The sequence below is a fragment of the Microcoleus sp. MON2_D5 genome (genome assembly GCF_036701905.1).
Lineage (GTDB): Bacteria > Cyanobacteriota > Cyanobacteriia > Cyanobacteriales > Microcoleaceae > Microcoleus.
Map to the genome: position 1 here is coordinate 1 of NZ_JAUBRM010000038.1, position 22624 is coordinate 22624.

General features: G+C 46.7%; 31 protein-coding genes. 18 read left to right on the plus strand and 13 right to left on the minus strand.

The features are described from left to right. Positions 1-161: 161 nt before the first annotated feature. On the plus strand, positions 162-1232 hold the full coding sequence (locus QUA47_RS15490; protein WP_333431382.1) for a hypothetical protein: 1071 nt from the start codon (positions 162-164) through the stop codon (positions 1230-1232). A gap of 115 nt (positions 1233-1347) precedes the next feature. On the opposite strand, the gene QUA47_RS15495 is transcribed toward QUA47_RS15490, so the two are convergent. Together QUA47_RS15495 and QUA47_RS15500 are read right to left on the minus strand one after the other, a co-directional pair. Further along, positions 1348-1626 carry a hypothetical protein gene (locus tag QUA47_RS15495; protein WP_333431383.1) on the minus strand — a complete coding sequence of 93 codons (279 nt, stop codon included), beginning with the start codon at positions 1624-1626 and terminating at the stop codon, positions 1348-1350. 62 nt (positions 1627-1688) lie between these two features. Further along, on the minus strand, positions 1689-2345 hold the full coding sequence (locus tag QUA47_RS15500; RefSeq protein ID WP_333431384.1) for a hypothetical protein: 657 nt from the start codon (positions 2343-2345) through the stop codon (positions 1689-1691). Positions 2346-2574: 229 nt separating this feature from the next. On the opposite strand from QUA47_RS15500, the gene QUA47_RS15505 reads away from it, so the two are divergent. Further along, the gene (locus QUA47_RS15505; protein ID WP_333431385.1) at positions 2575-2883 is read left to right on the plus strand and encodes a hypothetical protein; all 309 of its coding nucleotides are present in this window, start codon (positions 2575-2577) and stop codon (positions 2881-2883) included. A gap of 89 nt (positions 2884-2972) precedes the next feature. Next, entirely contained in the window at positions 2973-3365 is a 393-nt protein-coding gene (locus tag QUA47_RS15510) for a hypothetical protein (protein WP_333431386.1), read from the plus strand. A gap of 144 nt (positions 3366-3509) precedes the next feature. Here the strand turns inward: QUA47_RS15510 and QUA47_RS15515 are convergent, their stop codons facing one another. Genes QUA47_RS15515 through QUA47_RS15540 form a run of 6 tightly spaced genes read right to left on the minus strand, consistent with a single transcriptional unit; the run spans position 3510 to position 8761 of the window. Further along, positions 3510-3818: a hypothetical protein gene (locus tag QUA47_RS15515; protein ID WP_333431387.1), complete on the minus strand. Its 309-nt coding sequence runs from the start codon at positions 3816-3818 to the stop codon at positions 3510-3512. Position 3819: 1 nt separating this feature from the next. Further along, complete coding sequence (locus QUA47_RS15520; RefSeq protein ID WP_333431388.1) at positions 3820-4557, minus strand: 3'-5' exonuclease; 738 nt, start codon at positions 4555-4557, stop codon at positions 3820-3822. A gap of 36 nt (positions 4558-4593) precedes the next feature. Further along, positions 4594-5043 (minus strand): hypothetical protein, encoded by a 450-nt coding sequence (locus tag QUA47_RS15525; protein ID WP_333431389.1) that lies wholly within the window; start codon positions 5041-5043, stop codon positions 4594-4596. Then, positions 5033-5212, minus strand: coding sequence for an NblA/ycf18 family protein (locus QUA47_RS15530; protein ID WP_333431390.1), 180 nt, complete (start codon positions 5210-5212; stop codon positions 5033-5035). Before QUA47_RS15530 ends, QUA47_RS15525 begins: the two co-directional genes overlap by 11 nt. Before the next feature lie 15 nt (positions 5213-5227). Beyond that, entirely contained in the window at positions 5228-5593 is a 366-nt protein-coding gene (locus QUA47_RS15535) for a hypothetical protein (protein ID WP_333431391.1), read from the minus strand. 3 nt (positions 5594-5596) lie between these two features. Then, a complete protein-coding gene (locus tag QUA47_RS15540; RefSeq protein ID WP_333431392.1) occupies positions 5597-8761 on the minus strand; it encodes a DUF3987 domain-containing protein in 3165 nt (1054 codons plus the stop codon). Between the two features lie 218 nt (positions 8762-8979). Here QUA47_RS15540 and QUA47_RS15545 point away from each other — a divergent pair, with 218 nt between their 5' ends. The 15 genes from QUA47_RS15545 to QUA47_RS15615 all read left to right on the plus strand — a co-directional run bounded on the left by QUA47_RS15545 (position 8980) and on the right by QUA47_RS15615 (position 17825). Further along, on the plus strand, positions 8980-9258 hold the full coding sequence (locus tag QUA47_RS15545; RefSeq protein ID WP_333431393.1) for a helix-turn-helix transcriptional regulator: 279 nt from the start codon (positions 8980-8982) through the stop codon (positions 9256-9258). Positions 9259-9362: 104 nt separating this feature from the next. Continuing rightward, positions 9363-9893 carry a hypothetical protein gene (locus QUA47_RS15550; RefSeq protein ID WP_333431394.1) on the plus strand — a complete coding sequence of 177 codons (531 nt, stop codon included), beginning with the start codon at positions 9363-9365 and terminating at the stop codon, positions 9891-9893. Between the two features lie 66 nt (positions 9894-9959). Then, complete coding sequence (locus tag QUA47_RS15555) at positions 9960-10178, plus strand: hypothetical protein (protein ID WP_333431395.1); 219 nt, start codon at positions 9960-9962, stop codon at positions 10176-10178. Beyond that, complete coding sequence (locus tag QUA47_RS15560) at positions 10171-10668, plus strand: hypothetical protein (RefSeq protein ID WP_333431396.1); 498 nt, start codon at positions 10171-10173, stop codon at positions 10666-10668. Before QUA47_RS15555 ends, QUA47_RS15560 begins: the two co-directional genes overlap by 8 nt. A 380-nt stretch (positions 10669-11048) precedes the next feature. Next, positions 11049-11336 carry a hypothetical protein gene (locus QUA47_RS15565; RefSeq protein ID WP_333431397.1) on the plus strand — a complete coding sequence of 96 codons (288 nt, stop codon included), beginning with the start codon at positions 11049-11051 and terminating at the stop codon, positions 11334-11336. Positions 11337-11413: 77 nt separating this feature from the next. After that, on the plus strand, positions 11414-11659 hold the full coding sequence (locus QUA47_RS15570; protein WP_333431398.1) for a hypothetical protein: 246 nt from the start codon (positions 11414-11416) through the stop codon (positions 11657-11659). 85 nt (positions 11660-11744) lie between these two features. Next, the gene (locus QUA47_RS15575; RefSeq protein ID WP_333431399.1) at positions 11745-11981 is read left to right on the plus strand and encodes a hypothetical protein; all 237 of its coding nucleotides are present in this window, start codon (positions 11745-11747) and stop codon (positions 11979-11981) included. A 60-nt stretch (positions 11982-12041) separates the two neighbouring features. Continuing rightward, positions 12042-12476: a hypothetical protein gene (locus QUA47_RS15580; RefSeq protein WP_333431400.1), complete on the plus strand. Its 435-nt coding sequence runs from the start codon at positions 12042-12044 to the stop codon at positions 12474-12476. Continuing rightward, positions 12412-13047 carry a hypothetical protein gene (locus QUA47_RS15585; protein ID WP_333431401.1) on the plus strand — a complete coding sequence of 212 codons (636 nt, stop codon included), beginning with the start codon at positions 12412-12414 and terminating at the stop codon, positions 13045-13047. The genes QUA47_RS15580 and QUA47_RS15585 overlap by 65 nt, the downstream gene beginning before the upstream one ends. A 240-nt stretch (positions 13048-13287) precedes the next feature. After that, positions 13288-14037, plus strand: coding sequence for a hypothetical protein (locus tag QUA47_RS15590; RefSeq protein ID WP_333431402.1), 750 nt, complete (start codon positions 13288-13290; stop codon positions 14035-14037). Positions 14038-14052: 15 nt separating this feature from the next. After that, positions 14053-14595 carry a hypothetical protein gene (locus QUA47_RS15595; RefSeq protein ID WP_333431403.1) on the plus strand — a complete coding sequence of 181 codons (543 nt, stop codon included), beginning with the start codon at positions 14053-14055 and terminating at the stop codon, positions 14593-14595. Then, positions 14595-16742: a hypothetical protein gene (locus QUA47_RS15600; protein ID WP_333431404.1), complete on the plus strand. Its 2148-nt coding sequence runs from the start codon at positions 14595-14597 to the stop codon at positions 16740-16742. Before QUA47_RS15595 ends, QUA47_RS15600 begins: the two co-directional genes overlap by 1 nt. Positions 16743-16746: 4 nt before the next feature. Next, positions 16747-17178, plus strand: a complete 432-nt coding sequence (locus QUA47_RS15605) for a GIY-YIG nuclease family protein (RefSeq protein WP_333431405.1) — start codon at positions 16747-16749, stop codon at positions 17176-17178. After that, positions 17179-17487, plus strand: coding sequence for a hypothetical protein (locus tag QUA47_RS15610; RefSeq protein WP_333431406.1), 309 nt, complete (start codon positions 17179-17181; stop codon positions 17485-17487). Between the two features lie 44 nt (positions 17488-17531). After that, a complete protein-coding gene (locus QUA47_RS15615; RefSeq protein WP_333431407.1) occupies positions 17532-17825 on the plus strand; it encodes a hypothetical protein in 294 nt (97 codons plus the stop codon). Between the two features lie 686 nt (positions 17826-18511). Here the strand turns inward: QUA47_RS15615 and QUA47_RS15620 are convergent. From QUA47_RS15620 to QUA47_RS15640, 5 genes are all read right to left on the minus strand, one after another. Continuing rightward, a complete protein-coding gene (locus QUA47_RS15620) occupies positions 18512-19288 on the minus strand; it encodes a hypothetical protein (protein WP_333431408.1) in 777 nt (258 codons plus the stop codon). 378 nt (positions 19289-19666) lie between these two features. Continuing rightward, positions 19667-20674, minus strand: a complete 1008-nt coding sequence (locus QUA47_RS15625) for a hypothetical protein (RefSeq protein WP_333431409.1) — start codon at positions 20672-20674, stop codon at positions 19667-19669. A 19-nt stretch (positions 20675-20693) separates the two neighbouring features. After that, entirely contained in the window at positions 20694-21101 is a 408-nt protein-coding gene (locus QUA47_RS15630) for a hypothetical protein (RefSeq protein ID WP_333431410.1), read from the minus strand. Next, positions 21085-21318, minus strand: coding sequence for a hypothetical protein (locus QUA47_RS15635; RefSeq protein ID WP_333431411.1), 234 nt, complete (start codon positions 21316-21318; stop codon positions 21085-21087). Before QUA47_RS15635 ends, QUA47_RS15630 begins: the two co-directional genes overlap by 17 nt. A 181-nt stretch (positions 21319-21499) precedes the next feature. Next, complete coding sequence (locus QUA47_RS15640; protein ID WP_333431412.1) at positions 21500-22573, minus strand: hypothetical protein; 1074 nt, start codon at positions 22571-22573, stop codon at positions 21500-21502. Positions 22574-22624 lie beyond the last annotated feature (51 nt).

Below are 22624 nucleotides of genomic sequence, written 5' to 3' on the forward strand. Positions count from 1 at the left end.
AAAGCGGCAGATTGCTAATCTGTTAAGGGTGTTAACATCCTTCGAGGGTTCAAATCCCTCCCTCTCCGTTCTAAATAAGGCTTTCAACAAGTTTTTAATTGATTTACTTTTACCCGTCAAATAAGATATATCAAGATATTGCCATTATTTTGATATATCTTATGCGCGATTTTGGGGAAGCACTGGGGAAAGCAAACGCTGCGCTCGATCGAGTGCAGATTCGACAGAAGGGCGATCGGCTGTACCTGCGAGCGACCTTGCCGCCAAAACCAGGCGACGGTGACAAGCCCAAGCGCTGCGAACTTAGCACCGGCTATGGAGCTCACGCCGAAGGATTGAAGTTTGCCAAAGCTAAGGCCCTGGAAATTGAAGGGCAGTTAATCCGAGAAAAGTTTGATTGGACGCCCTGGCTCAAAGGAAAGCACAAACCTGCGGAGACTGTTGGTGAATGGGTGAGCAAGTTTGAAAATAATTATTGGGAGTCGCGGGAGCGATCGCTGGCAAAAATTTCGACATGGAAAGCGTCGTATCAAGAAGCGTTCGATCGGCTCGATCCGAGCAAGCCCCTGACAGAAGAATTACTAAAAACCGAAATTTTAAAATCCCAGCCGGGAACCCGCACCCGGCAAAAATTGTGCTTTGCCTACGGGGCGATCGCCAGATTTGCAGGAATTGAAAATAAATTTTCGGAATTAGCTGCGGGGTGCGGTGCAAAAATCCAACGAAATCTGCCTTCAGATTTGGAAATTGAAGCGATGCGCGAATCTATTAGCAACCCCGCATGGCAGTGGGTTTTTGGGATGCTGGCCGCTTACGGCCTTAGACCTCACGAAATTTTCAAACTCGACTGCTCCGAGGTAAATTCCGAACCGGGCTGGCTGCGCGTGTTGCCCGACACCAAAACCAAAGAGCGGTTGATTTTGCCGTTGATGCCTAAGTGGCGATCGGACTGGCAACTCTGGGATGGGATTTTACCAAACACGCAAACTGAAGGCAGAACAAACCAAAGTATTGGTGCGAAAGTTACTCCCGGTCTGCGTGCACAAGGCATTGACTTGACGGCTTACCACTTGCGCGATGCCTACGCCGTTCGCGGATCTGTGCTCGGAATCGATCCGGCAATCGTTGCTCGATGGATGGGGCATTCGCTCAAAATTCACTTTGACAAATATCACCAACACATCAGCAAGCGCGATTTTGAGGAAGCTTGGAAACGAGCCACCAAAAACTGAACTTTTTTTGGTGGGATTGAGTTAATAAGTAGTTAAGCAAAATTAATTATATTATTTTAGATTCAAGAACTTTAAGAAGCCCCACTGTTTTAGAGTGAGGCAAGGGACGCGGGTGTTAGTTAGTAGCGGGTGCGTAGTCGTTCACGCGACGGGCGAAGTCGGCTTCGGCTTGAGGGAGGTTAGGAAAGTAATGCCCGTGGTGGAAGCCGCCATCCTGTGCGTTGTAGAAATGGGTTGCGTACTGCAGACCCCACTGCCGGAGGGTTACAAATCCGGGGGCTTGAGCGCCGTCTCCCGGGACGAGGTGAGATTTGATAATCTGTTTGGCTGCGAGGAATTCGGCTGCTTTGCGATCGAGGTATTTATCCCAGTCTTTTTGCGGTATAGCTTGCATAGTTTTTTTCCTATGGTGTTGTTGGTGTAGAGAGGGGGGATTGCTCCCCCAATCGCAATCGACTATTCGGGAAGCTTAATCCCATTGCAGTCGAGATGTTCCATCAGATCGAAGCCTTCCCAGTTCCCGGTCAGTTCCGCTTCATACTTGAGCGAGGCAATTTCCCAGCCATTGCCGATCGTCCAGTACAAGCCAGCCTTGTCGCCATCCCAGTCGAGTCGCCAACCTTTGATATCTTCGCGACTCTTGATTAGCTTGCCGAGCTTGATTCCAATAGCTGCTAGCTCATCCCGAATAATTGCCAGTTGGGCTGTGGTTCGATCGTGCGATTTGGCTGGCTGCACTCGCCCGCGTCCATCACCTCGGATGGGCGGCTCTTCATCAATGCCAGCGGTGATTGGTGCGGGTGCTGCGGGTGTCGGTGCTGGAAATGTTGTAGGTGTTGCGGGTGTTGCTATCGGTGCGGGTGCGGTTTCAGTCGGTGCTGGGGCGATCGGCGCTTCAGTTTCGGCGGTGACTTTCTCGGCTTCGGCTGCTGCCAGTGCTTCGTAGCAGGAGATGGTTGCTTCCCAGTGGCCGCGTTTTACGTCGCTGGCGGTTTGGGAGACTTGGCAACAATAACGGTTGTCTTCGATTTGTCTGGCGAACGGACACTGGGAACAGGTGAAGGTTGCGGGTGCGGCAGTGTCGATCGTCGTAGCAGATTGTGTTACGTTCATTGTTAGATCCTTTGGGATTAGCCACCGCCTTCGGCCTCGTAAACTTTGGGCGGTGGTTTTGTTTTCTTGGTATGCTACCATCATAGCTTGATACAATACTATGTACAATACCAGTAACATACAGATAACTTATAGTGTGATACTAAAGGATACTAAATAACTTATAATCTGTTACTCTACTATTAGGTATGGTATATTGATATTGTACCGACTGAGGGAATAACAGACTATGGCAACCGATAAAAAGCACATCGCCGTATACCTTGACCCCGCTGTAGAGCAAGCGCTGGTTGAGTTTTGCACCACACACGGCTTAGAATCTAAAAAGGGGCTGATGTATTCGGCGGCGGTAAACAAAGCACTAGCACAATACTTTCAACTAGAGAATCTCACACCAAGTACCACACCGCGCACCACACTAGACAGCGCACCGGGTAACATATCAAACAATACACCGGATACCACACTGGCACTGATACGGCAGATGGCTGAAAAGATGGAGGCAATGGAGGAACGGCTGGAAAAGTTGAGCGCCTGACCGATCGCAACGATGACGAATCGCTCAGGCAGGAATTAGAGAAAGCCCACACCGACAAATTAGAGAAAGCCCAAGAGGAGCTGGCAGAAGTGCGATCGCAACTTGCGACAGTGCAGACCGAGAATGAAGCGCTAAAGCAGGCAGCAACGGAAAACACGCGCTACTATGCTGGCGTGATGAATGAGGCCGGGGCAAAGATTGGCAGGATAGAGAAGGAATTAGAAGAAGCGCGATCGCAACTGACAGCAGCCAACCAAAAAATCTCAGACCGCGACACTGAAATAGAGCAACTAAAATCTAAAATCCAAAATCTACAATCCAAACCCCCAGAAGCGGAACAGCAGCTAGCACCCGCGATCGATCTACCAGAACAAGTGGGCGAGATTGTAAATTTCTTGAAGCAATCACTCCCCCCAGACACAAAGTGGCCCAAGCGGATAATACCCGAGTTGAGAAAATTTCTGGAAGCAAAGGAGGATTAGTGCAGTCGATCGTCCCTCAAACAAAACCCCCGGCACAAGGTCGGGGGCGCTTAATGATGGGTAATGAATAATTGGTAATTGGCACCGGGTGCTACCCCAATTAATTCCAGTGTAGCGGCTGGGGAGTTTGGGCGATTTGTAAAATCACAGATTTTCTGGTGGTATTGAGCAAATATCCCTCTGCCACGCCGCAACATTAATAAGTATTCGATTGCCTTTAAAACTGTAGTGAATACCAGCTTTAGCGCGGTGCTTGCGCGGATTTAACCTTGCAGCATTTACAGATTTTCTAAGTGTTAGTTCGGATTGTTCGAGCGCTATTGCCGCCGATTTTAGCGGTTTAAATTCTTGTTTTATCAATCCAGAATTTCTGATGGTTGCTTCAAGTGTTTCTATACGACAGACTAGCTGTTCAATGCAGCGGGTTAATTGTTCAATTTCTGGATTCATCATTTTAAAATACCTCTACTTCAAAATTTAAAGTTTGCACAAATTCCTGAAAATCACATTTCTTAACTTGTTTTAACCAAATTTTTTGATACGGCTCCCAAATAAACCCCGCTGTTTTGGCTAATTCCCGATCGGCATAACTAACAAGCGCATGTACTTCAAGTATTGGAGAATTGGCTCGAATAGCGGCTCTATCTATCAACTCTCCGAGATTGTCTTTACAGCGATTCAAACACTCTACTAAAAGCCTCACATCATCCCCGGCGCGGTGGACGGTACTTATTCCAACTCCCAACCACAAAGCCAAATCAATTAATTTGTAATTGCCGTGCGCTTTTTTGGGATAGCCCCAATCAAAATCCTGCATCGCGCAAATCCAATTGTCAGTACGAATCAACGTTTTAAGAAACGCTTTGTCAAATTCGGCGTTAAACGCAAACATATAATCGGCAGAATTAGCCATTTCTATGAACAAGTCCACTGCGTTTTTGTGATACCCGTATTCTTTTGCGTACCCGCAAACTGAAGTTGTCAGTTCTTGTGAAATGCCGTTAATCGCCTCAGATTCCTTAGTTACTAAAACATCTTCTCTTACAGGCATTAATGTTGACACTGATGCAATCATGCCTGTGGTTTCTTTAGTTGATCCAATGCGGTACAATGTTCCAGAAATTTCGCACAGTTGCGCGATTTCTGCGGACAATCCAGTAGTTTCAGTGTCTACAACAAAAAGCATTGTCATTGGCAAAAAATCCTTTGGTACTAAAAGTGGTTGTGTCTATCTGTTAGTTAAAGCCACAGGTTTGGAGTCGATCGCAAGCAACGCCTTAAATGCCGATTGCTCCGACTGGCTCAGCGCGTTCCATATCTTGCGCCGATCGGCATGACCGCTGCTGCAAACTTCCTTGAGAATTTCTTGAATTTGCTGGGCAGTTTCTGGGTCGCCACTTACGATAGCCCAACGCACGAACCCGACTAACTCCAGTTCGCAGTCATCAAACTGGCGGCGGTAAAGTTCGAGGATAATGTCGCCTATTTCAGCCCGTTCGGATTGAGCCCAAAGTTCGACTGTTTCGCGATCGTATTCTCGACCGGGAGAAAACGGGGGATTGTCGGTGTAAGCAAATAGATATTTTTGAGCTTCTTCTATTGGCGACATTGAAATTGACTGCAATCGTCTTTCATCTCTGAGCTTAACTAAGCTTGACGGTTTTAAATTATCTTCCATCAACCCTCAATAAAGTTTTGATTGCGTTATCTTTCATCATGTTTTGAGTAATTGTTTCGAGCAACATTTTGCAGCAGTCCTCTGGGGAAAGATTCGCAATTTGCTTCTGGTAAACTTGCAACATAAATTGTTGCTCGACTGTTAACTCAAGATTTAGTTTTGGTAGCATTACTTCTCCTTTTATTCAAGCCTGACAGTTAAAAATTAAATCGTCATCACTGTTTAAGTTGTTGTTGTCTACAGTTATAGTCCGTTTTTTACCTGTACCCTTCTGTTGGCTAATAGTATCGCTAGTTGTTGCGAAAGCTTTCTTATTCGCTTTTTTAGCAGCCAAAGATGCCTTACTCTTTTCCTGATAATTCAACATTTGTGCGATATCTTCGGGCGTGGCTTCCCGGAACCGATGACCGAGTGGCGGGTTAAGGAAACACTCATCGCACCAATTTGAATAAGCGGTGTCTGTCGGCGGGCATTCTCCGCCACAATGAATGCACTTTATTTTTGGTTTTACTAAAGAAAGAATTGTTTTAAGACCGGGTTTTTTTTGCATTTTTTATTCCTCACTATTACTAGGGTTAGCTGCTTTATACAGTCGTCCAATCCTCGCAAGTTCTTCGCGAGTAAGTGCGGCTTTAATTCGGGCCTTCAGTTCCTCATTGCCGTTCCAGACCGCCTCGACCTCTGCCCATGTCTGAGCCGATCGGACTCTGGGTACTAAGTTGCTTAGAAAATCGTCCCCAGCGCCCCCGACAGGCTCTAAACCTTTATCTGGTGAGGTTTTGACGCCGGGGACGGCTTCGGGGATAGCGTCGGGGGCGGCATTTCCTGCGCCCCCGGTAATGTCTTCTGCCGGGGGCGGTGGGGGACTGCTAGAATCACTGTCGGGGACTACTGAAACTATTACTGACTCTTGATTTTCATCTGCTGGGGGCGGTGGGGACTGGGGGCAGAGGGTAAAAAGGAAGCTCGTACCTTTTGTTGTCACCTCCCCGTACTTCAGCTCGGCCAATTCACCAAACCATTGGCTAACCTGCTGTGTTGTCGGTCTGTTTTTTGAGGTGAAAGACTTGGAAGTATCGCGAGCGGAAATGCTGCCACCTTTGCGCTCGGCTAGTTCCAAAATTTTCAGCAAGTTTGGTGCCAAAGAACTAGCTTCGGCTTCGGCTTCTCCTTCTGTGCTTATACTTAAGGCTTGATCGATCGTATATTGAACAAATTTGATAGCACCTCGAACGCTATCTGCTGATATGTATTGAGGGACTTCGGTGCCGTGATGGGCAGCTTGAATGCAGTGCAAAATAGTGGCGATTTTCCCAACTTTTTCTGGAGCTTTACCCAGCATTGCTCGCATACCCTGCTTGGGATGTGCAAATTTTCTTTCCGAGCAGCTATCGTAAAAAGATGTAAATAAATCGTGAGCGGCTTTATCTAGCTCGAAATAATTTATTGATAAATTATCTAAATTTTGATAAAGGCTGGTGAGCATCGGGCTCAAATCGAGAGTTGTTGAATCGCCCGACAATCTCGTTATTGTCGGCGGTTGGCGGATGAAATCGAACCGGGCAAATTTCCCGTTGTTATCTTCACCGTCTCCCATGAATTTAGCCAAAACTTTTGGCTGGATGTTTCCAAATATCGACAGAGAAACGTTGCGAACGTCAACGGTTAAACCTCCTGCGCGAAGCACTGTAGCCCCGCCACCGCTCCAATACTCCAATAAATCTTCCTCATCTGACCCTTTTCCTCCTCGGTATTGATTCGCTGACTTGAACAAACTTGCGAGTTCGTCGCAGTAATAAAGCATTCCCTGCTCTGGCATCCTGCCAGCTTGCGCCGCAATTCCTTCGCCAGTTTGTTTCGTGAAATAGTAAACTTTGCGAACCGGCGCAACTGGCGCAGGGCCCCTGTCCTCTTTGTTCTTATTGTCATTCCAAGTTGCAAAATCAACGTCGTAAGCAGCCAAAGCATTTTCATAATCGGCTTTCGCTTTATCTAGCAACGCGGCCATCGGATCGGTGATTATTGCCCGTCCGACTGGGCTTTTCCCTTCGCCACTCTCGGCGATCGTCGCTCCGAAATAATTGGGGCGAACTCGGTAGTTTGTTGGCGGGTGCAGCATTGTTTGGGTACTCGCCGGCAGCAGCGACGCGCACTGGGTCAATAATGCGAGTAGGTAACATTCTGCTCGGAGGCTCATTTTTTGTGCCATTTTCTTGATAGGTTGAGCTAACGTTCCCGGCAAAATTTCGGCAATATCAAGCTTCGCCGATTTCGACGCCAACAGTTGCGCTATTTCTGATGCCGTATCTTCTCGATCTTCTGCCTGCGTTTTTTCTTTTACCCTTTCGTCATAAATCTGCCGGATTTCCCTAATCCCAAATTTTGAAAAAGCCGCTATTTTATTTAATCCAACTGATAGCCTTGAACCGATGACACCGGAATTAATCTCAAAGTCGATCGCTTCTTCAATTGAATTTAGTGTTGCGGTGGCAGTTTCTTGAAGTGGTGTACCGCCGTTATTTGTCAACGACGATTTTACAGCTTTGGGCTGTTGTTGGCTACTGAATTTGGATCTAACGTCGCCCAAGTCCGGCAAACTCACCCCAACCCGATCGCCCAATTGTCTCACGACTTCCACAAAGTCCTTGCCCGATGGCGACCCACTACCGCCACCGATCTGATGAAGAAATTGGACGGGCCCGCCACCAGCGTCACACCCAAAACATTTAAAAAGTTTGGTATCTGAGCTGACCGTAAAACTGCCTGTGTTTTCATCGTGGAACGGACACAAGCCCACAAGATTCTTGCCAACTTTCTTGAGCTTGACGCGCTCACCGTAAAAACTTTCGGCGTCCAGCCTCGGCAAAATATCGCTTTCGAGAATATCGCTTAAACTTTTCTCGTATATTATCGGTTCGGACTGCTGGGGCTTGGACTGTTGAGTTTCAGAATGCTGGGAACCGCGCATCAAGTCGATCGCCCAATCCGGCGCGATCGGTACAAACTCCTGCCAGTTCTCCCAGTCGTAGTTCTCGTCCCAGTTTTCCCAATAATAAGGAGATTTAGTATCGGGGTGAATGCTGGGGGGTAAAGTGCTGCACTGGTTCCAGCGAAATTCCAGTTTTTCGGTGGGGTCTGTGTCGGCCATTCCGAAAATTTCTGCGATTTTTTTGCCGATCGCTGGGGGGATTGGCTGCAAAGAACCTGATTCCCACTCGGCAATTTGTTCAGGGCGTACACCTTCACCAAGGCGTTGGGCCAGTTCTTCCTGGGATAGTCCTAAATTTTCTCGGTGCTTTGCATTGAGAATGTGAAATTTTAGCGGCTTTAAATCTGACCATTGCGCTTGTGGCACTCGCAGCAAAACTTGAAAGTGTCCGGGCTTGCCTGATGTCCACATCCGAGTCACGGGAAGCGGAACGCCCCCGCTGAGCTCTTCATATTTTGGCAGAGCAGCTTCGCCGTCAAAGTCGATCGCCATGACGCCACCCGACATCGGGCCAGTGACGAGGCTGACTCCAGTCCATGCGGTGTGCTTGCCTGCATGATTCCGTTGGTTTGCGATCGCATCTATTAACAGGTTGTGATCGAGCTTGGCAGTGTTCCAAGCGGGCCATAAATTCTTCTTCCCCACGCAGAGGGTAAGTGCCCATTCTGGAGGCATTTTGACGATCGCTTCAATCAGTTTTTCGATGTGGCTGGGATTTTTGGTGGACATAGCGGCCTCGGCTCTGGATAAGTTACTGATTTTTTGTGGCGATTGCGTTGAAAAATTAAAGGGAGTAGCAGGTTCGGCGTGTCTTCCATCCCCGCTACCCGGCGGCCTGACAAGGCTGTTTTTTTGTCCCCTATCAGGACTTTCATCAATATAGTCTACAGCTTGACAACTTGTCAACGTATAGACTATATTGATAAAGTATTGTGCAAATGCCAGTAATGAACAAATTAAGAAGTGTTTTAGTAGCAAAAGGAATCGAAAACGCAAATCAACTGAAGGTCGCAACCAAAAAAGCCGATCCTCGCAAAAAAGGAATTGGACAGGCTACTGCTTTGTCTGCGTGGAACGATCCTTTTTGGCTGCCTAATACTTCTACCTTGCAGTTAATTTGTCGCGCATTCAAAATACAACCGGGCGACTTTCTTTTCTATTTAGAAGATGATGCGACCGAGGTTGATCAAGCAGTGGAAATGGAGGAAACTTTAAACGGGAGGTAGTAAGTGAAAAGTGATAAGCCACCGCCGCCAACCTTTGAGAACTAGCAGCCTCAATGACAGCGATTTGCTGAAGCGGTGGGCAATAAAGTTAGTAGTGAGATGATATGACCACAAAATATCTCAGTGAATGTGACTTTCCTTTTTTGCCTGCAATTGACTTTCATTCCGAATGGATAAAAGTCCGAGCCACCGCAAAGAAGCATCCTTGGTCAAACTATCACGGATACTTCGATAGCGAATTGTCTTGGCAGAGGTATTGTCGTTCAATGCAAATCACAAACACCGATTGGAACGTAAGCCAATGGAAAAATAAGGATTATTTAGATCAAATCTACCGTTCTCGCTATTGGCTTTCGCAACTTGAGTTTACTAAAACGCTTAACAGGCGTCATTCTAGTTACGGATATAAGCACGGAGCAGAAAATTGGTGGAGACGTGCTCAAGAACAACTTAAGCTTTCTCCTATCCGAAGTCCTTATATCTCCAACGGATGTTTGATTATGGCTGCTTTAACTTTGGGTTTGAATTTTAGCAATCAATGGGAAAGTCATTATTCACTTAACGTAGCACTTCCTATTAACCAAAGAAGCCTCAAGCATTTGCAGCGAGATTTTACCGACCTTTATTATCCCTGAGAAGTAGCGAACTCGAAGCGCGATCGGCTGAGGTGGTGGCAAATTCAATTAGTAGTGAGGTAATGAATGAACGAAGCAGAAACTTCCCAGCAATATGTAGCGATGTTTGCCGAGCATCAGAAAAAGCAGCAGCGATTGTCGGTAGCCGTGCCAATACTGGCTGCTCTTGTTCAAAGTAATACAATGCTTTGGATTTCAGAACCAGAGTTCCACATGACGCACACCCAAATGGTTGGGGAAGCTCTAGACTGTGCGGATCTGCTTTTAGAGAAAATTTATGGCTAACACAAAATTAGGAGGGCAAAAATCAGCCGCTTGTAGAATCGGCTGCACCTGGCAAGAGTATTCTCAAAAACGCCAATCGGGTTTTAAGTGGTGTTCAGCTTGTAAAAATTGGGCACCGCTCGACTTTTTTAATAAAGATTCAGGAGCGATCGACGGTAAAAGTAACAGGTGCAAAAGTTGCACTCGGACTAAAGACCGCCAGCGCTACAAACCCGTCCCACCCGATCAACAAAAACCGCGTGGTTTTGCCGTTCACCCTCCCAGGGATGGCGACAAACAGCAAGCACGCAATTGGGTAAACCGGGAAGTTCGTAACGGTAAATTACCTCGCGCTCAAACTGTGCCTTGTACCGACTGCGGGCACATTGGGAGCGACAGACTGCACGAATACGATCACTATCTCGGTTACGCAGCTATCAATCATTTAGAAGTGCAGTGCGTCTGCGTCCCGTGCCACAACAAACGCGAACAGTGGCGGAGAAACAATTAGGAGGAACAACAAAACTGGTGGTAAGCAATGAGTAAAAAACCGTGTCCGATCGGAATAGAAGATTGCATTTCGCGAGGCAGCAACAGTTGCATAAATTTTTTACCTGCTATGCCTGGTCTAGGCCCTGGCCTCTGCCTCTAGCCAGAATGACCTACACGGAGAGAGATCGGTTGACCTTTGACTCTCCTTACTGGTTGGTAAAGTTCCACAATCTGTACCCACCAATAAATGGAGAGGGCGTCATGCAAGAGCGCAACTGGAGGGATTATTTTGCCGACTACGGATACGCAAAAGCTGAGCTTTTACCACCAAAAAACAGGAGGAACTGAAAAAGCTTTGGGGTTTTCCGAGAGAGAGTTGAAAGTTATGGAGGTTAAGGAGTGAAAATTAGATTTCCATTAAAAGCCAATGCAACTGACGGCTCAAGCCAGTGGTTAGGGATTGATACTGACGAAATTGTTGCTTTTCAGCTCGACAAACACAACCATTTACATCTTTGGTACAGGGGAATATCTGAACCTGTAGTAATTACACAGAAAGAAATTGGTGCAGATTATTTCAAAGATTTGCTGACGTTAATTTGTAGCGATTTTCAGAACATTGATGACGCTAAACCTCGAATCGCTTTGTTGGCTGATTTGCACCAGCCACTTAATCTTGATCGATAACCGTTGAAATGCCCTGCGGTGCGTGACAAACACCCAGGGCCGACCATTACTTAATCCAGGCTAGGAGAAATAACGATATGTCTAGTGTATCAACAATTGCGAACCCTGTTGCAATATTTCAGGGCGTGACAGAATTTCCAGATGAATTTGACCCGATCGAATTGCTGTGGTTAGCTCAGGGCAAATACGAAATAACTGCTGAGCAATTTGCCCAAGTTTTTGGGGTTGAACCTGACACTGTTTACCATTGGGGTTCAACCCGCAAGTGCTCGCGCTTGGCTCGAATTCGTGCAGCTACACTTAAGCGCGAGTGGGGTTTTTAACTCTAAATTTCACAATCAGGATTTTATCCATTTACCCCTCCAAGTGAGGGGTTTATTGTTGGTCAATCGGACAAAGGTACAACTTATGCTTTTTCACCAAATCCTTATAGCTCAACGCCTAGCACAACCCATTCCACAACAGTTTGATGTTGTTGTTGAGCGCTCAGAAAATCCCACTGTCAAAACCAAAGGCTACGGTCGCACCCCTGACGATGCCGCCAAAAGTGTTCGCAGAAACGCCACATCCTATGGTTACTACGACGCAACCGCCGTTTATCCTGCGCCAGAAGATTCTGCACCCGATCGGGGAAACGGACGATAATTTTTTTTGATTTAACCACTGAACATCGAACGCTGAACATCACCGACAAACATAAAAATAATGTTCACCGCAGTCTCTGAAGTGCAGACGGGACGGCAAGTAAAAGCCCTCGCATTTCGTTCAGTCAATCCCGAATGGGGGCGTCGAGATTTTTGCAAAGTCCAGCTCCGGCGATCGTGGGTAACAGTCAACGAATGGGACAAAATACTTGCTTTTACCCTTGACGACTACTTGATCGACCCAGCAACAGGGGAGTATCTTTGGGCCCCTAGACAACCTTGGAATGCTCATCAACAGTGGGTACTCAAAAAAATTAAGCGGTATATGTCGTGCCTTCCTAAACCGACCTACGCCGAGCTAGAAGAACATGTGGCGAGTCACCAAGACTCCTACAGCCATCAACAATTTTGGAAAGAACTTGAGGAATTTTATGCGACTAAGCGAGCTTGCGAAAATATGGAACACCCCTGTACAGGAACTGATGGGGCGGGCTAAAAAATCTAACTTAAGAATCAGTCACGATACCCAGTTAACGCCCGAACAAATTGCCCAACTCAAAAAAGTTGAGGAGCAGTCGATCACCCGCCCACAACTTCCAGGGCAATCGGAGCCCCAACAGCCGCAACAAGAACCCCAAGAACAGATGGTTCAAACCCAAAATTCTGCACCGTCGATCGCAGCTCAAACACACATTCAACTTGGCAAAACTCAAGAGGCTAAAAACGCTCAAGCGGATAACTTATTTAAAGCTGCCGCCCGCGCCGAATATGCCGACGGACAGGATGCGGGGGTACTTTTAGGATTGATTCACAAGCAAGGAGAAGCCGACGGCTACATGACCGTCATGCAAGCTTATTCTGATGTTGATCGAGCTAACCGAGGAATTCAATCTGCTAACCGTGCCAATTTCTTGGCAGACCAGGATAACGGCTTGTTGGGGGAGTTGCAGAATCCTTGCAAAAGCTACTCAGAGAGCGAGGAAGCGCTTGCAACTGCTCAATCGACTGCAACTGCAATTCAATCCGATTTGAGTCAGATCCTCAAAAACTTGCGCGACAAATCGTAGGTCTCTGTCAACGAGAGCGTGTAAGTTTAGTTTTTGTGGTCAATACTGACCCAAATTTAATCAGGAGAAAGCAAATGCTTAAATGGTTACAAAGTTTATTCTGTCCGCCGTCTGAGCGGTCGATCGAAATGGTTATGTATGGAATGTGTTAATCAACAGAACCAACGGCAACAGCAAGAAAACCGCTAGTTCTGTGTAAATCCTCCCTTGAAAAAGGAAAGTTTGTCTAAGGAGATTGTAATGGATCACGGACGAAATAACAGTAGTTTAGTAATCGCTAATCCCACCGCTGGACACAGCCCGCACATTGACGAAAAAACCTCAGAGTGGGGCGGTGTAGAATCTGACATCATCTCCTATCTATCGGACGTTAGTCAACTCGAAGCCTTTGCTGACAAAGCGAATAATGCTGAACAGCTTGCCTTAGTTCTGGAACCGTTTTTAAACAACGCCCGCACCTACTTTGAGGCGATGGCAAAAGTTGCCGAAGGACAGGTGACGTGGACAGAATTGAGAAAAACATTTGGCACTAAAGTAGCCAATGCGATCGCCAAAATTCGCAAACTCAATGCAGAATTTGGCTCTGAAATGGAGCTATTAGACGCCAAAGACCGGGCTACAATGCTCAAGATTGAGGACAAAAGGCAGAAGGGATTAACTGAAATTGCCCACGAACTCCAACAAGATTTGCAGGCTCAGATGTGGGCACACGAGAACAAAATGGGGGCGATCGCAAATAGGGGAGTAGTTGCACAGACCCGTCAATCAATCCAAGAAGGATTAAGGGCAAAACGCCAACAACTCTTGAACCGGGCGACCAATGGAACCAACCAGGGTATTCAAGACAAAGTGCCTGTCATGGTCGGTCAATCAAGTCAATCTGTGTCATCAGGGGGAAGAGTTGGTAGTCAAAATTGGGGTTCTGCTAACCCTTCAAAATCTAATCAAAACGGTAATTGGTTCACAAATTTAATCAATTTTAATCGGTAAAACCCAAGGGGACGTATGCACGAGTTCATAGGATCAAGTCCCCTTTCCTTTGCGGGAGGGGGAATCCAGCAACAACAACTACAGCAACCGCAGTATCAACAGCAATTTACGACACCAACGATCGACCAACCAATCCCTGAGAATAATGCCGAACGAAACTACAGAGACGCCGCCAATTTTTGCGAAACAATGGCACCAGCCGCCATTGGTTCGGCAGTAGTGTTTGCCTTTCACTCAATGCAAGTCGCGGGCGGTTCAATATTTGCGATCGGACTTTATCAGATTTATCTCTTGGGTAAAATCAGCGGACAATCCAGTGGTCGGCTAACTTCGGCAATTGTCGGTGTTGGAGTGACGGGAGCTATGATCTTCAGCTCGATCGAGCCACTGTCTGAATGGCAAGGTGCATCAGAAGCTAGAACACGTATCGGAAGCGCCATAAAAGAGCTACAGACGGCTGCAAAATCCACTCCTGCATATTTCGACTATCTGCCGTCGATCGCCCTTGCAATCATTGTTTTTTGCCTGCTTCTCAAATTCAAAGGAGCATCCAAGTAATGCCATTAACAACTAAACACGCCCAATTACTCCAATCAAATCGGGCGCTGATGATGACCTTTGAGGGGTTCCCATTGGTAGCTAAATTGTCCATTGCAGGGCTGGCACTGACAATCGGCGTATACGCTGGAATTAACGCGCTTAAGGGTACAGCAAGCGACATGGTGCAAGTCTGTATTCGCAACAAACAAGCTTTACAATGCGCGGACAAAATAGGCAAACCCTACATAATGACCAAGTACCACGCGGAACAATGGAAGGCTGACGGCGTACCGAGTGAAGTAGTTTTTCAAAAAACAATACCCGCGACCAACCCGCACAAAGCTGCTTGGATGCTACTTGCTGCTGGCAGTATTGGTGTTGCTGGCGTAGTATTCCGAAGTCTACAAAACTCCGAGCGCCAACTTGCGGGATATGAATTTATTGCAGAAAAACGGGATTTAGCAAAGGGACAAATTTACGCCCGCGCTGAATTGTTACAAGATTATCGGGGCGTCGCGATCGACGAACTTCACTTGCAAGCTGACTTAGAAGCGGCCGCGAACGATCGGGCAGCGACTCTCAAACAGTGCGAAGTATTGGCAGAAGCAGACATTAAGATTGCTGCACTTGAAGCAGAGGAAGCTGTTTTTGAGGCAGAAACCGCTGGTCTGTCGGAAGAGAAGAAGCGCGAATACATGGATTTCTTGCAAAGTCAAAAAACTCCGTTTATGTTGACCGGGACACAGACGCTTGACAGTATCGCTTATCCTGGCGACAAGATTGAAGATTCTAGTTTTACTGAGATGAGAGGTAATAGTCCCAATATCAATAACGATGTTGATACTTTTGGTATTAGCGAAATTGCCAGCAACAAGCCTGAAATTGCGCTCGGTTTACTCCATCCCTCGGAAACTAAAGCTCTGCCAATCCTCAAAAGACTTGCTAGTTCTCGAAAATCACTGTTAAATATTGCTGGCACAGGTGGAGGTAAAACAGTTACGCAATCTTGCCTAATTAGTTTGTTGCTAGAAATGTGTCCGAAGACAGAATTTTGGGGAGTATCTCAAAAAAATGACAGTTATTGTGGGTTGCGAGAAAAAGGTCGAATAACAATTTTTGACATTACCAATCTTCAGGCAACTTTAGATGTTATTCATCATGTTTGGAAAATTTACAATACTAGACGAATGCTGCCAGAAGAAAAACGAGAGAACCTTTCCCCTGTTCGGCTATTGCTTGGCGACTGGTTTAGCATTAGTTTGGCATTGGAAGAACTAAGTTCACATCCAGCCGTTAAAGCTTCTAAGTATTTAGTTGAAATGGTGGATATCGTTTTGAATGGTCGAGATTTTAACGTTTGTCTTTGGGCTGATTTGCAGTCGTTTAATCTTGAGGCGATCGGAATGAAAGCGGATAAAAACAGTCGCCAAAACTTTAACTTGCTAGGATTGGGCAATTATTACACTAACGACGAAGGAGTGAATGAAAGTTATGGTGTGTTGAATAACATGATCAACGATCATTTTATGGTTCCAAACAAAGAAACGCGAATTCAACTGCTGAGTGAATTTGAGCGACTAAAACCTGTTTCTATGCAACACGAGCGCCCAATACTGTTTGTAACTCTAGAGCCACCAACTATTTGTTTACAGGCTGACATAAGACACTACCAACACCGCTATCAAACCAACACTGAAGGCACAGAAATAATCAAGCCAAAAGAGACTGATTCAGTCAAGCCAAACACTGAAGCAACTCAATCTGAAGACAGCGTTGCTTATCTTAAGAGACTGTACAGTCTTGAGGCGAAGGAGTCTGACTGTCAGGCTGACGGTTCGCCATCTGACAGCAGTGAAATTCAGTTAGACGACTCAGAACCGTTGTCAGATAAGGTGTCAGGCTTTATTTGGACTGTCAGGGGTTTTGGTCAAATGTACCCAAATCAGGTTCCTGAGCAGCTATTTCAGTCAGTGTCAGAAGCTGCACAACAAGGGCAAAAACCTAGAGACATTATTAGGTCAATTTTAAAATGCGGTGAAAAAAACGACCATCCAACTCGCAGCTATACACGACATGGTAAATCACTTTTGCTGTGGCTGATTGACAACTACGATGATGGGACGATTAGCGCATTACCTGAAATTAAAAAGTTTTTAGAAAGTTGACATAATGAAAACTCAAAACCCAATTTTACGCGCTGACCGTAAACCCAAACCAGAACTTAATCACGCCGTCCCTGGTTACGTCTATCTAATTTATGACCCTACCGCCCAACTCTACAAAATAGGGTTATCCCGATCGCCCGCAACCCGACTGCGATACCTCAAACAATCATACGGTAGTCAATTAAAACTGCTGCAAGTTGCCTGGACGTTCAATATGCTGTTTGTAGAACAGTCGCTGCACAAACAGTTTAAATTAGTGAGGATGTATCGGGGTAAAGTTGATGGCGGTACGGAGTGGTTTGATTTTGATTGGTGGGTTGTGCCGTATGCCAAAGCCTGTTTGCTGGGTAAATGCTGGGCGGTCAATGGGTGTTATGCGTTGGGTGCGATCGCGCTGATTGGTTTAATCGTAGTTGTGATTGTAGGAGTGTTTTAAATGAAAAAACACGAAATTAACCTCAATTTCACAGAAACCGATGACGATTCAATCAGCGAGACTTGCAAGTGCGAGTTCTGCGATCACCCGATTAGATTTTACCGATATAAGGGATGGCTTGATGACGATTATCTCGTACAAAATGCAGATGGTAGCCACCACTATCCCTGCAATCGACCGACCTCTTGGTCGGAGTTTGGGAGTAAAGGCATACCGGATGGGTGGGAGTATTGGAAATCGGACGATGACGACGATCGGGCGTGTTTTATCCAGAAAAAATACACTCGATTTGAGAGGAGTTATAAATGAGCCGAAACTTATGTTGATCGTCCTGCTGCGACAACACCGTCCGGTTGTCGGACTTGCGGGGTAAGCCGATCGAGTTCCGCCGGCGTTTCCACACGGAACCCCCGCACATCGGCACGCGCTGGGATTGCCCGACTTGCAACACTGCATATTTTGCTATCTGGCGAGATGCCGAGTGGTATTTCAACGGCAACAAGATGGCGTTGGCTCGTGGTTTCGTAATTGACTTGAGCTACTACGAGTCGTACAACGACGAACCGGGTGAGCTTTCAGAAATAGAGAATCCAAGGCATTTGTGCTTGGATGATGCAGAAGAGATTCAGGAAATTTGGGGCGATTGAGTTACCCGGTGGCGCATACATTGTTTAAGGCGATCGCAAGTGGCAATTACTAGGCATATTAGTCATTGGGCATTAGTCATTCTTTCCGGCTACTGTTGATAAATTGCAACACGCACACCCTCTCAAACAGGCGCATGAAAAACCCCAATTACCGCAATTGGGGTTTGTTGGTAAGATTGTGGATATCGGAGGCTAATCGGCTCAATCGCGAAATCTATGCTGTTTCCTCAATTGTCGACCGGCTGCTTGGGCTTGGGTATAAGCTTTGACTTGCAGCCGATTTTTTCAAAATATCAGCAGTAAGAGCAACCCATTCAGACACTTCAAGCACAACATACCGACCTTTTAACCAAAAGGTTAAAAACTGACGGTTAGCAGTTTTCCTGATCGATCAAGAAAATTCAAAACCCTTGCTACGTCTCAAAACAGGAATTCCTGTTTTGGTTTTGGCAACCTGTGAAACTATCAGCCTGCATGGCTTGGAACTGTTTTACCCCTTGTTTTGGCAACCTGCCCAACAACTATGAATCCCATTACAATTACCCAGCGATTCTCCGGTAACATTGGGGATGTTACCGGAGAATCGCTGGGTAATTGTGTCTCAACGTACTACAAATCTGCTACAAATCCCCTGCAATTTACCCCGGTGGCCAGAGGAGGCTTTTTGGGGGCTGTGTTGTCAGTAGTTAATGTGAAGGGCAATAATTCGACGCGCAAAACCACAAAGATTGACTACCTGTGGTGTCATAGTCCGTGATTCCTACGCCCAAAACTAAATGCACTTCGTTGAACAACCGATCGTCCGGATGCAATGCTTCTTTCCGCTGGCTGTCAAAGCCCTGTGAGTGCATCAGGCTGGGAGATAGATAGTATTTTTCAGCCCAGATATTTGCCCAGTCGAATGGTTCGCTTAATGCCCAGACGTTATTCGGGCTGTCCATCTCGCACCACTCCTCTTCTAAAGATTCGTCATCAACTCCCATTTTGTAAGCGGTCAAACCAGCGGCGACGGCGTAGTCTACCCAGTAACTGATGACGGTTGACTTGAACTGTTTGAGGATGTCAAGGTCACTGGCGATCGAGCGCAAGAAGTAATGAAAGTACGGGTAACTAAGCGGCTCCCTGTTGGGGTTGGCTCCAATGCTTTGCCAAGACAATCCGCTGATGTTGTTACTGGTTTGAATTTCTAATATTCTGTCTTGTCGCGCCCAATGAATGCCCATCACCTGATCAAACCTTGCGGAAAACTCGGCAGGACTTGGGACTGGTTCTTCTAGCAGTTGCAGTTCTAGTCCGAGTTTCTGGGCGTCGGTTTCTGTTATAGAGTTAGTAATTGTTTTCAGGCCGTGCAGCGCGAAAGCTTGGGCTTGCTGCATTACTTTGTTCTGGTGCAATCGGCCGTGCAGTGCGTTCAAAGCTTTCAGGACGCGCTCTTGTGTTACTGGTTTTAGTAGGGTTTTCATGGTTATTGACCTTGAATTACGACGGATAACTGGCGGATCTTTTCTTAGTTTCTGAGGCTGCAAGTTAAAAAACCGGGGACGGGGACAATACTGGGGGAGATGCCGTCCCCTGTATCAAATACTTACCGCACAAGGCGTTGAGGCTACTGGGGGCGGTGGGGACGGTTTTCTAAGTTAGTCGAAAAAACTGTTGAATGTGGAAAATTTTTAAACTAATGTGGCCGTCTTACTACATAAATCCTACGTCCTGTAGTAAGGCGCTGATGTTGTAGTTTTTTTTCAATAGCCCGATCGAGCTTGTCCCCGTCCCCGTCGCCCCCAGTAAGTATCAAATCCTTGCCAACTAAGGATTTGATACTGGGGATAGAGCGGTCTGTTTTACCGGGGACGGGGACGATTTGAGGCAAGAATAAATCTGGTACTCGATCCTTTCACCGAAACTTCGCCATATTTCAACTTAGCTAGTTCGTTAAACCACTCCTTAACTTGCTGTGTTGTTGGTCGGTTGTCAGCTGTGAAAGACTTTGAAACATCGCGAGCTGAAATTATGCCGCCATTGCGCTCAGCCAATTCTAGGATTTTTGTTACATTCAGAACAGGAACAATCGTTAAAGTTGGGCGCTTGGTGGGTTGACTTATTTCAGGACCGCGCTTTTTGGTTTTAGCCGGCCGTTGAATCCCCCGATTGCGCTCTTTCTCTACCTCTAGCCTGAATTGTTCGGTTTCCAGTTTTACCTTTTCAATCTCTAGCGTGATCTGTTCTTTAGCCGTTAGAGGTACTGGTTCTGGAATGACTGTCCCCACTTTTTCTTTGAGCTCGGATATTGCGCGATCGTGTTCTGCCGTTATGTCAACCAGTGCGTTCACCTTCTTCTCCAGCTTCACCGTCTCCTGTGCCAGCATGGCGGTCAATTCTGCCTGCGTTGGTAGCGGTTGTGGGTTTGGGTTTGGCTCTGAAATGCGATCGCCATTAGCCACATCCAGCAACACTGTTCGCACTTGCTTGGCAACCTCGGAATCTCGCAGCAACATTCCCAAACGGAAGGCGGCGCGGGGTGTCCAGATTGTGAGGTGAGGGCGATTAAATTCCGTAAGGTTCATGATGACCCTTACTTCACTCAAAGCTTTGCCGCGCAACACTTTGACACCATCAGAGTCTAGTTCGTCACGGTGGCGTTTAAAAACTGTTCTCACTGTTTCAACTGGCACTTCGTAGTAGTCAGCCATTTGCTCAGTAGTTGCCGCACCGGTTCCCTGCCACAGGGCAAAAACCAGAGCCTTAGCTTTACTGAGCACGTCTGATGCCACCTCATTATTGACTTGGGTCAACTGTCCGTTGCGGGCCGTTTTGGATTCGAGCAAAATTTCAGTTGCGATCGTGTTCATGATATTAGTCCTTGTTGTTTTAAAACTGAGCGCAGGCATATCGCCAAACATCTGCTGCAATTGAATCTTTTGCGGGGATAGTCGGGTCTTTGTCTGCGCGTTCTAGGGGGACTTCTCTGATTAAAGAACCTTGGGAATTTACCAAGTCAATTCCGCGCAAAGCCAGAGTCCCCTTTAGACAATCAGCGTGATACTTCTGCCTGAAAGACCGCCTTTCAGGGGAAGTGGCTAGCATTAGAGTGCGAAAAGTATTTTGCTTAATGCCCGCATCAAACACTTTTATTTGGGAGCCAAGATCGAAAAAAACTCGATCGCCGTTTGCACTTGTGCTTATTTGTACCCATTGTTGCTGACCCTGAGCTTGAACCGCAGTTGCAACGGTAAAGCTCAATATTGACGCTACGATCGCTCTAATTGACTTGTGCATTTTGTTTGCCTCGGTTTAAAAACGAACTGGATTGACATACTAAAAGTCTAACTTTGTCCCCGTCCCCGCCGTCCCCGGCAGCTTGAATACTTTGCTTGGCAATGATTACAAGTGGGTACAGCTCTATGTCGTAAACCGGGGACGGGGACAATTTCGCTTGACCGTAGTTGCGGACGATCGTACCAGTGCGGTCTTTAGTTGGAATGTAGGCGGGCAATTCCTGTAAAAATGATTAACTAAAAAGCTACCAGCAAAGTCAGTGGTAGCTTTTTGGTTTCTGGAGCTGTAAGCTAAAAAAGCGGGGACGGGGACAACACCGGGAAGGTTTTATTCCCGCGCCAAACATTTGCTGCACAAAGCTTTGAGGCTTTTGGGGACGGCGGGGACGGTTTTTAAGGTTAGTTGATCGCCCGATCGGAATGCAGACTTTCTAGTAGTTGCCGACCCTCTGCGCCAATATGGAATTTTAAAGACCGCCCAGTCTCTGTAAGTGTCCCGTAACCCAAACTAGCTACTTCTTTGAAGCACTCCCGCGCTGCTTGAGAAGATGGTCTATAATGTGCGCTGATAGTATGTTGCACTTCCCGAAGTGTTACTTCTCCACCATTCCGCTCTGCCATTACCAGAATTCTCGTCTGGTAGCGGGGCGGGACAATTTTCAAAACTGCCTTCGAGACGCCTTTTTTCTTGGATTCAATCTGCAGTTGAATTCCCCGATTCTTTTCTTTGACTGTTTCCAGCCTTAGCCTTTCAATCTCTAGCCGGATTTGTTCTTTGGTTTTGTTTGTAGCCTCCACAGCCTCCACAACCCCCACAATAGGGTTCAAATCGTTGTCTGAAAAGGGTTCCGAAATGTGGGGGATTTCTTTTTCAATAATTCGTTTTTCCACTTTGGCATCAGCTAGTTGGGTAACTGTGGTTTTTAACTCAGCGATGGCATTTGAATGCTCGTTGACCCTGCGTTCTAGCTTGACCATTTCTTGACCGAGTGTAACCGTTAGTTCTAGATGCGTTGTCGGTAGCGGCATTTCAGAGGTTGGCGCGGGTTTCCAACCCAGTTCTGACTGAACCCAAATGCGGAAACCGATCGCGGCGAATGTCCGGTAAACCAAACGCGCTTGCTCTGTACAGTACCGACCCGCGTCGAATGCGTAGTATTCAATAATGCAAGTGGCGGCAGTGTCGGGAATTAGCGCACCACCTTCAAATGATTGTCCGACAAGAGGTTTAAGTGAGTTTGGCAAGTCTAGCTCCGCACCCTTAAATCCTTGCTTGGTAATACTTTCAACCCATTCCAATGGGTTTAGCTCCGCACCTACTTGGTAACTAGATCTCTCAAGTACAAGTCGAATTGCTTTTTCATCAACTCCGCACAACCGAGCAATTCCTCGGCGGCTGACATAAGCCTTGCCATCAGCCTCTACGGTAAGTTCTTTGCTGATGGCATTATCTAGTTGAAAAATTGCGTTCATGGTATTAGTTCTCATTTTTTAGTTGCGCTGACCTTTTGTAACTTTTGGGTT

Coding starts and splice junctions, on each gene's coding strand:
- QUA47_RS15545 (WP_333431393.1), top strand. CDS start 8,980: ATGAACAAATTAAGAAGTGTTTTAGTAGCAAAAGGAATCGAAAACGCA.
- QUA47_RS15610 (WP_333431406.1), top strand. CDS start 17,179: ATGAAAAAACACGAAATTAACCTCAATTTCACAGAAACCGATGACGAT.
- QUA47_RS15620 (WP_333431408.1), bottom strand. CDS start 19,288: ATGAAAACCCTACTAAAACCAGTAACACAAGAGCGCGTCCTGAAAGCT.
- QUA47_RS15580 (WP_333431400.1), top strand. CDS start 12,042: ATGTTCACCGCAGTCTCTGAAGTGCAGACGGGACGGCAAGTAAAAGCC.
- QUA47_RS15625 (WP_333431409.1), bottom strand. CDS start 20,674: ATGAACACGATCGCAACTGAAATTTTGCTCGAATCCAAAACGGCCCGC.
- QUA47_RS15530 (WP_333431390.1), bottom strand. CDS start 5,212: ATGCTACCAAAACTAAATCTTGAGTTAACAGTCGAGCAACAATTTATG.
- QUA47_RS15605 (WP_333431405.1), top strand. CDS start 16,747: ATGAAAACTCAAAACCCAATTTTACGCGCTGACCGTAAACCCAAACCA.
- QUA47_RS15585 (WP_333431401.1), top strand. CDS start 12,412: ATGCGACTAAGCGAGCTTGCGAAAATATGGAACACCCCTGTACAGGAA.
- QUA47_RS15490 (WP_333431382.1), top strand. CDS start 162: ATGCGCGATTTTGGGGAAGCACTGGGGAAAGCAAACGCTGCGCTCGAT.
- QUA47_RS15520 (WP_333431388.1), bottom strand. CDS start 4,557: ATGACAATGCTTTTTGTTGTAGACACTGAAACTACTGGATTGTCCGCA.
- QUA47_RS15630 (WP_333431410.1), bottom strand. CDS start 21,101: ATGCACAAGTCAATTAGAGCGATCGTAGCGTCAATATTGAGCTTTACC.
- QUA47_RS15600 (WP_333431404.1), top strand. CDS start 14,595: ATGCCATTAACAACTAAACACGCCCAATTACTCCAATCAAATCGGGCG.
- QUA47_RS15640 (WP_333431412.1), bottom strand. CDS start 22,573: ATGAACGCAATTTTTCAACTAGATAATGCCATCAGCAAAGAACTTACC.
- QUA47_RS15595 (WP_333431403.1), top strand. CDS start 14,053: ATGCACGAGTTCATAGGATCAAGTCCCCTTTCCTTTGCGGGAGGGGGA.
- QUA47_RS15570 (WP_333431398.1), top strand. CDS start 11,414: ATGTCTAGTGTATCAACAATTGCGAACCCTGTTGCAATATTTCAGGGC.
- QUA47_RS15500 (WP_333431384.1), bottom strand. CDS start 2,345: ATGAACGTAACACAATCTGCTACGACGATCGACACTGCCGCACCCGCA.
- QUA47_RS15540 (WP_333431392.1), bottom strand. CDS start 8,761: ATGTCCACCAAAAATCCCAGCCACATCGAAAAACTGATTGAAGCGATC.
- QUA47_RS15550 (WP_333431394.1), top strand. CDS start 9,363: ATGACCACAAAATATCTCAGTGAATGTGACTTTCCTTTTTTGCCTGCA.
- QUA47_RS15590 (WP_333431402.1), top strand. CDS start 13,288: ATGGATCACGGACGAAATAACAGTAGTTTAGTAATCGCTAATCCCACC.
- QUA47_RS15525 (WP_333431389.1), bottom strand. CDS start 5,043: ATGGAAGATAATTTAAAACCGTCAAGCTTAGTTAAGCTCAGAGATGAA.
- QUA47_RS15560 (WP_333431396.1), top strand. CDS start 10,171: ATGGCTAACACAAAATTAGGAGGGCAAAAATCAGCCGCTTGTAGAATC.
- QUA47_RS15495 (WP_333431383.1), bottom strand. CDS start 1,626: ATGCAAGCTATACCGCAAAAAGACTGGGATAAATACCTCGATCGCAAA.
- QUA47_RS15515 (WP_333431387.1), bottom strand. CDS start 3,818: ATGATGAATCCAGAAATTGAACAATTAACCCGCTGCATTGAACAGCTA.
- QUA47_RS15575 (WP_333431399.1), top strand. CDS start 11,745: ATGCTTTTTCACCAAATCCTTATAGCTCAACGCCTAGCACAACCCATT.
- QUA47_RS15555 (WP_333431395.1), top strand. CDS start 9,960: ATGAACGAAGCAGAAACTTCCCAGCAATATGTAGCGATGTTTGCCGAG.
- QUA47_RS15535 (WP_333431391.1), bottom strand. CDS start 5,593: ATGCAAAAAAAACCCGGTCTTAAAACAATTCTTTCTTTAGTAAAACCA.
- QUA47_RS15505 (WP_333431385.1), top strand. CDS start 2,575: ATGGCAACCGATAAAAAGCACATCGCCGTATACCTTGACCCCGCTGTA.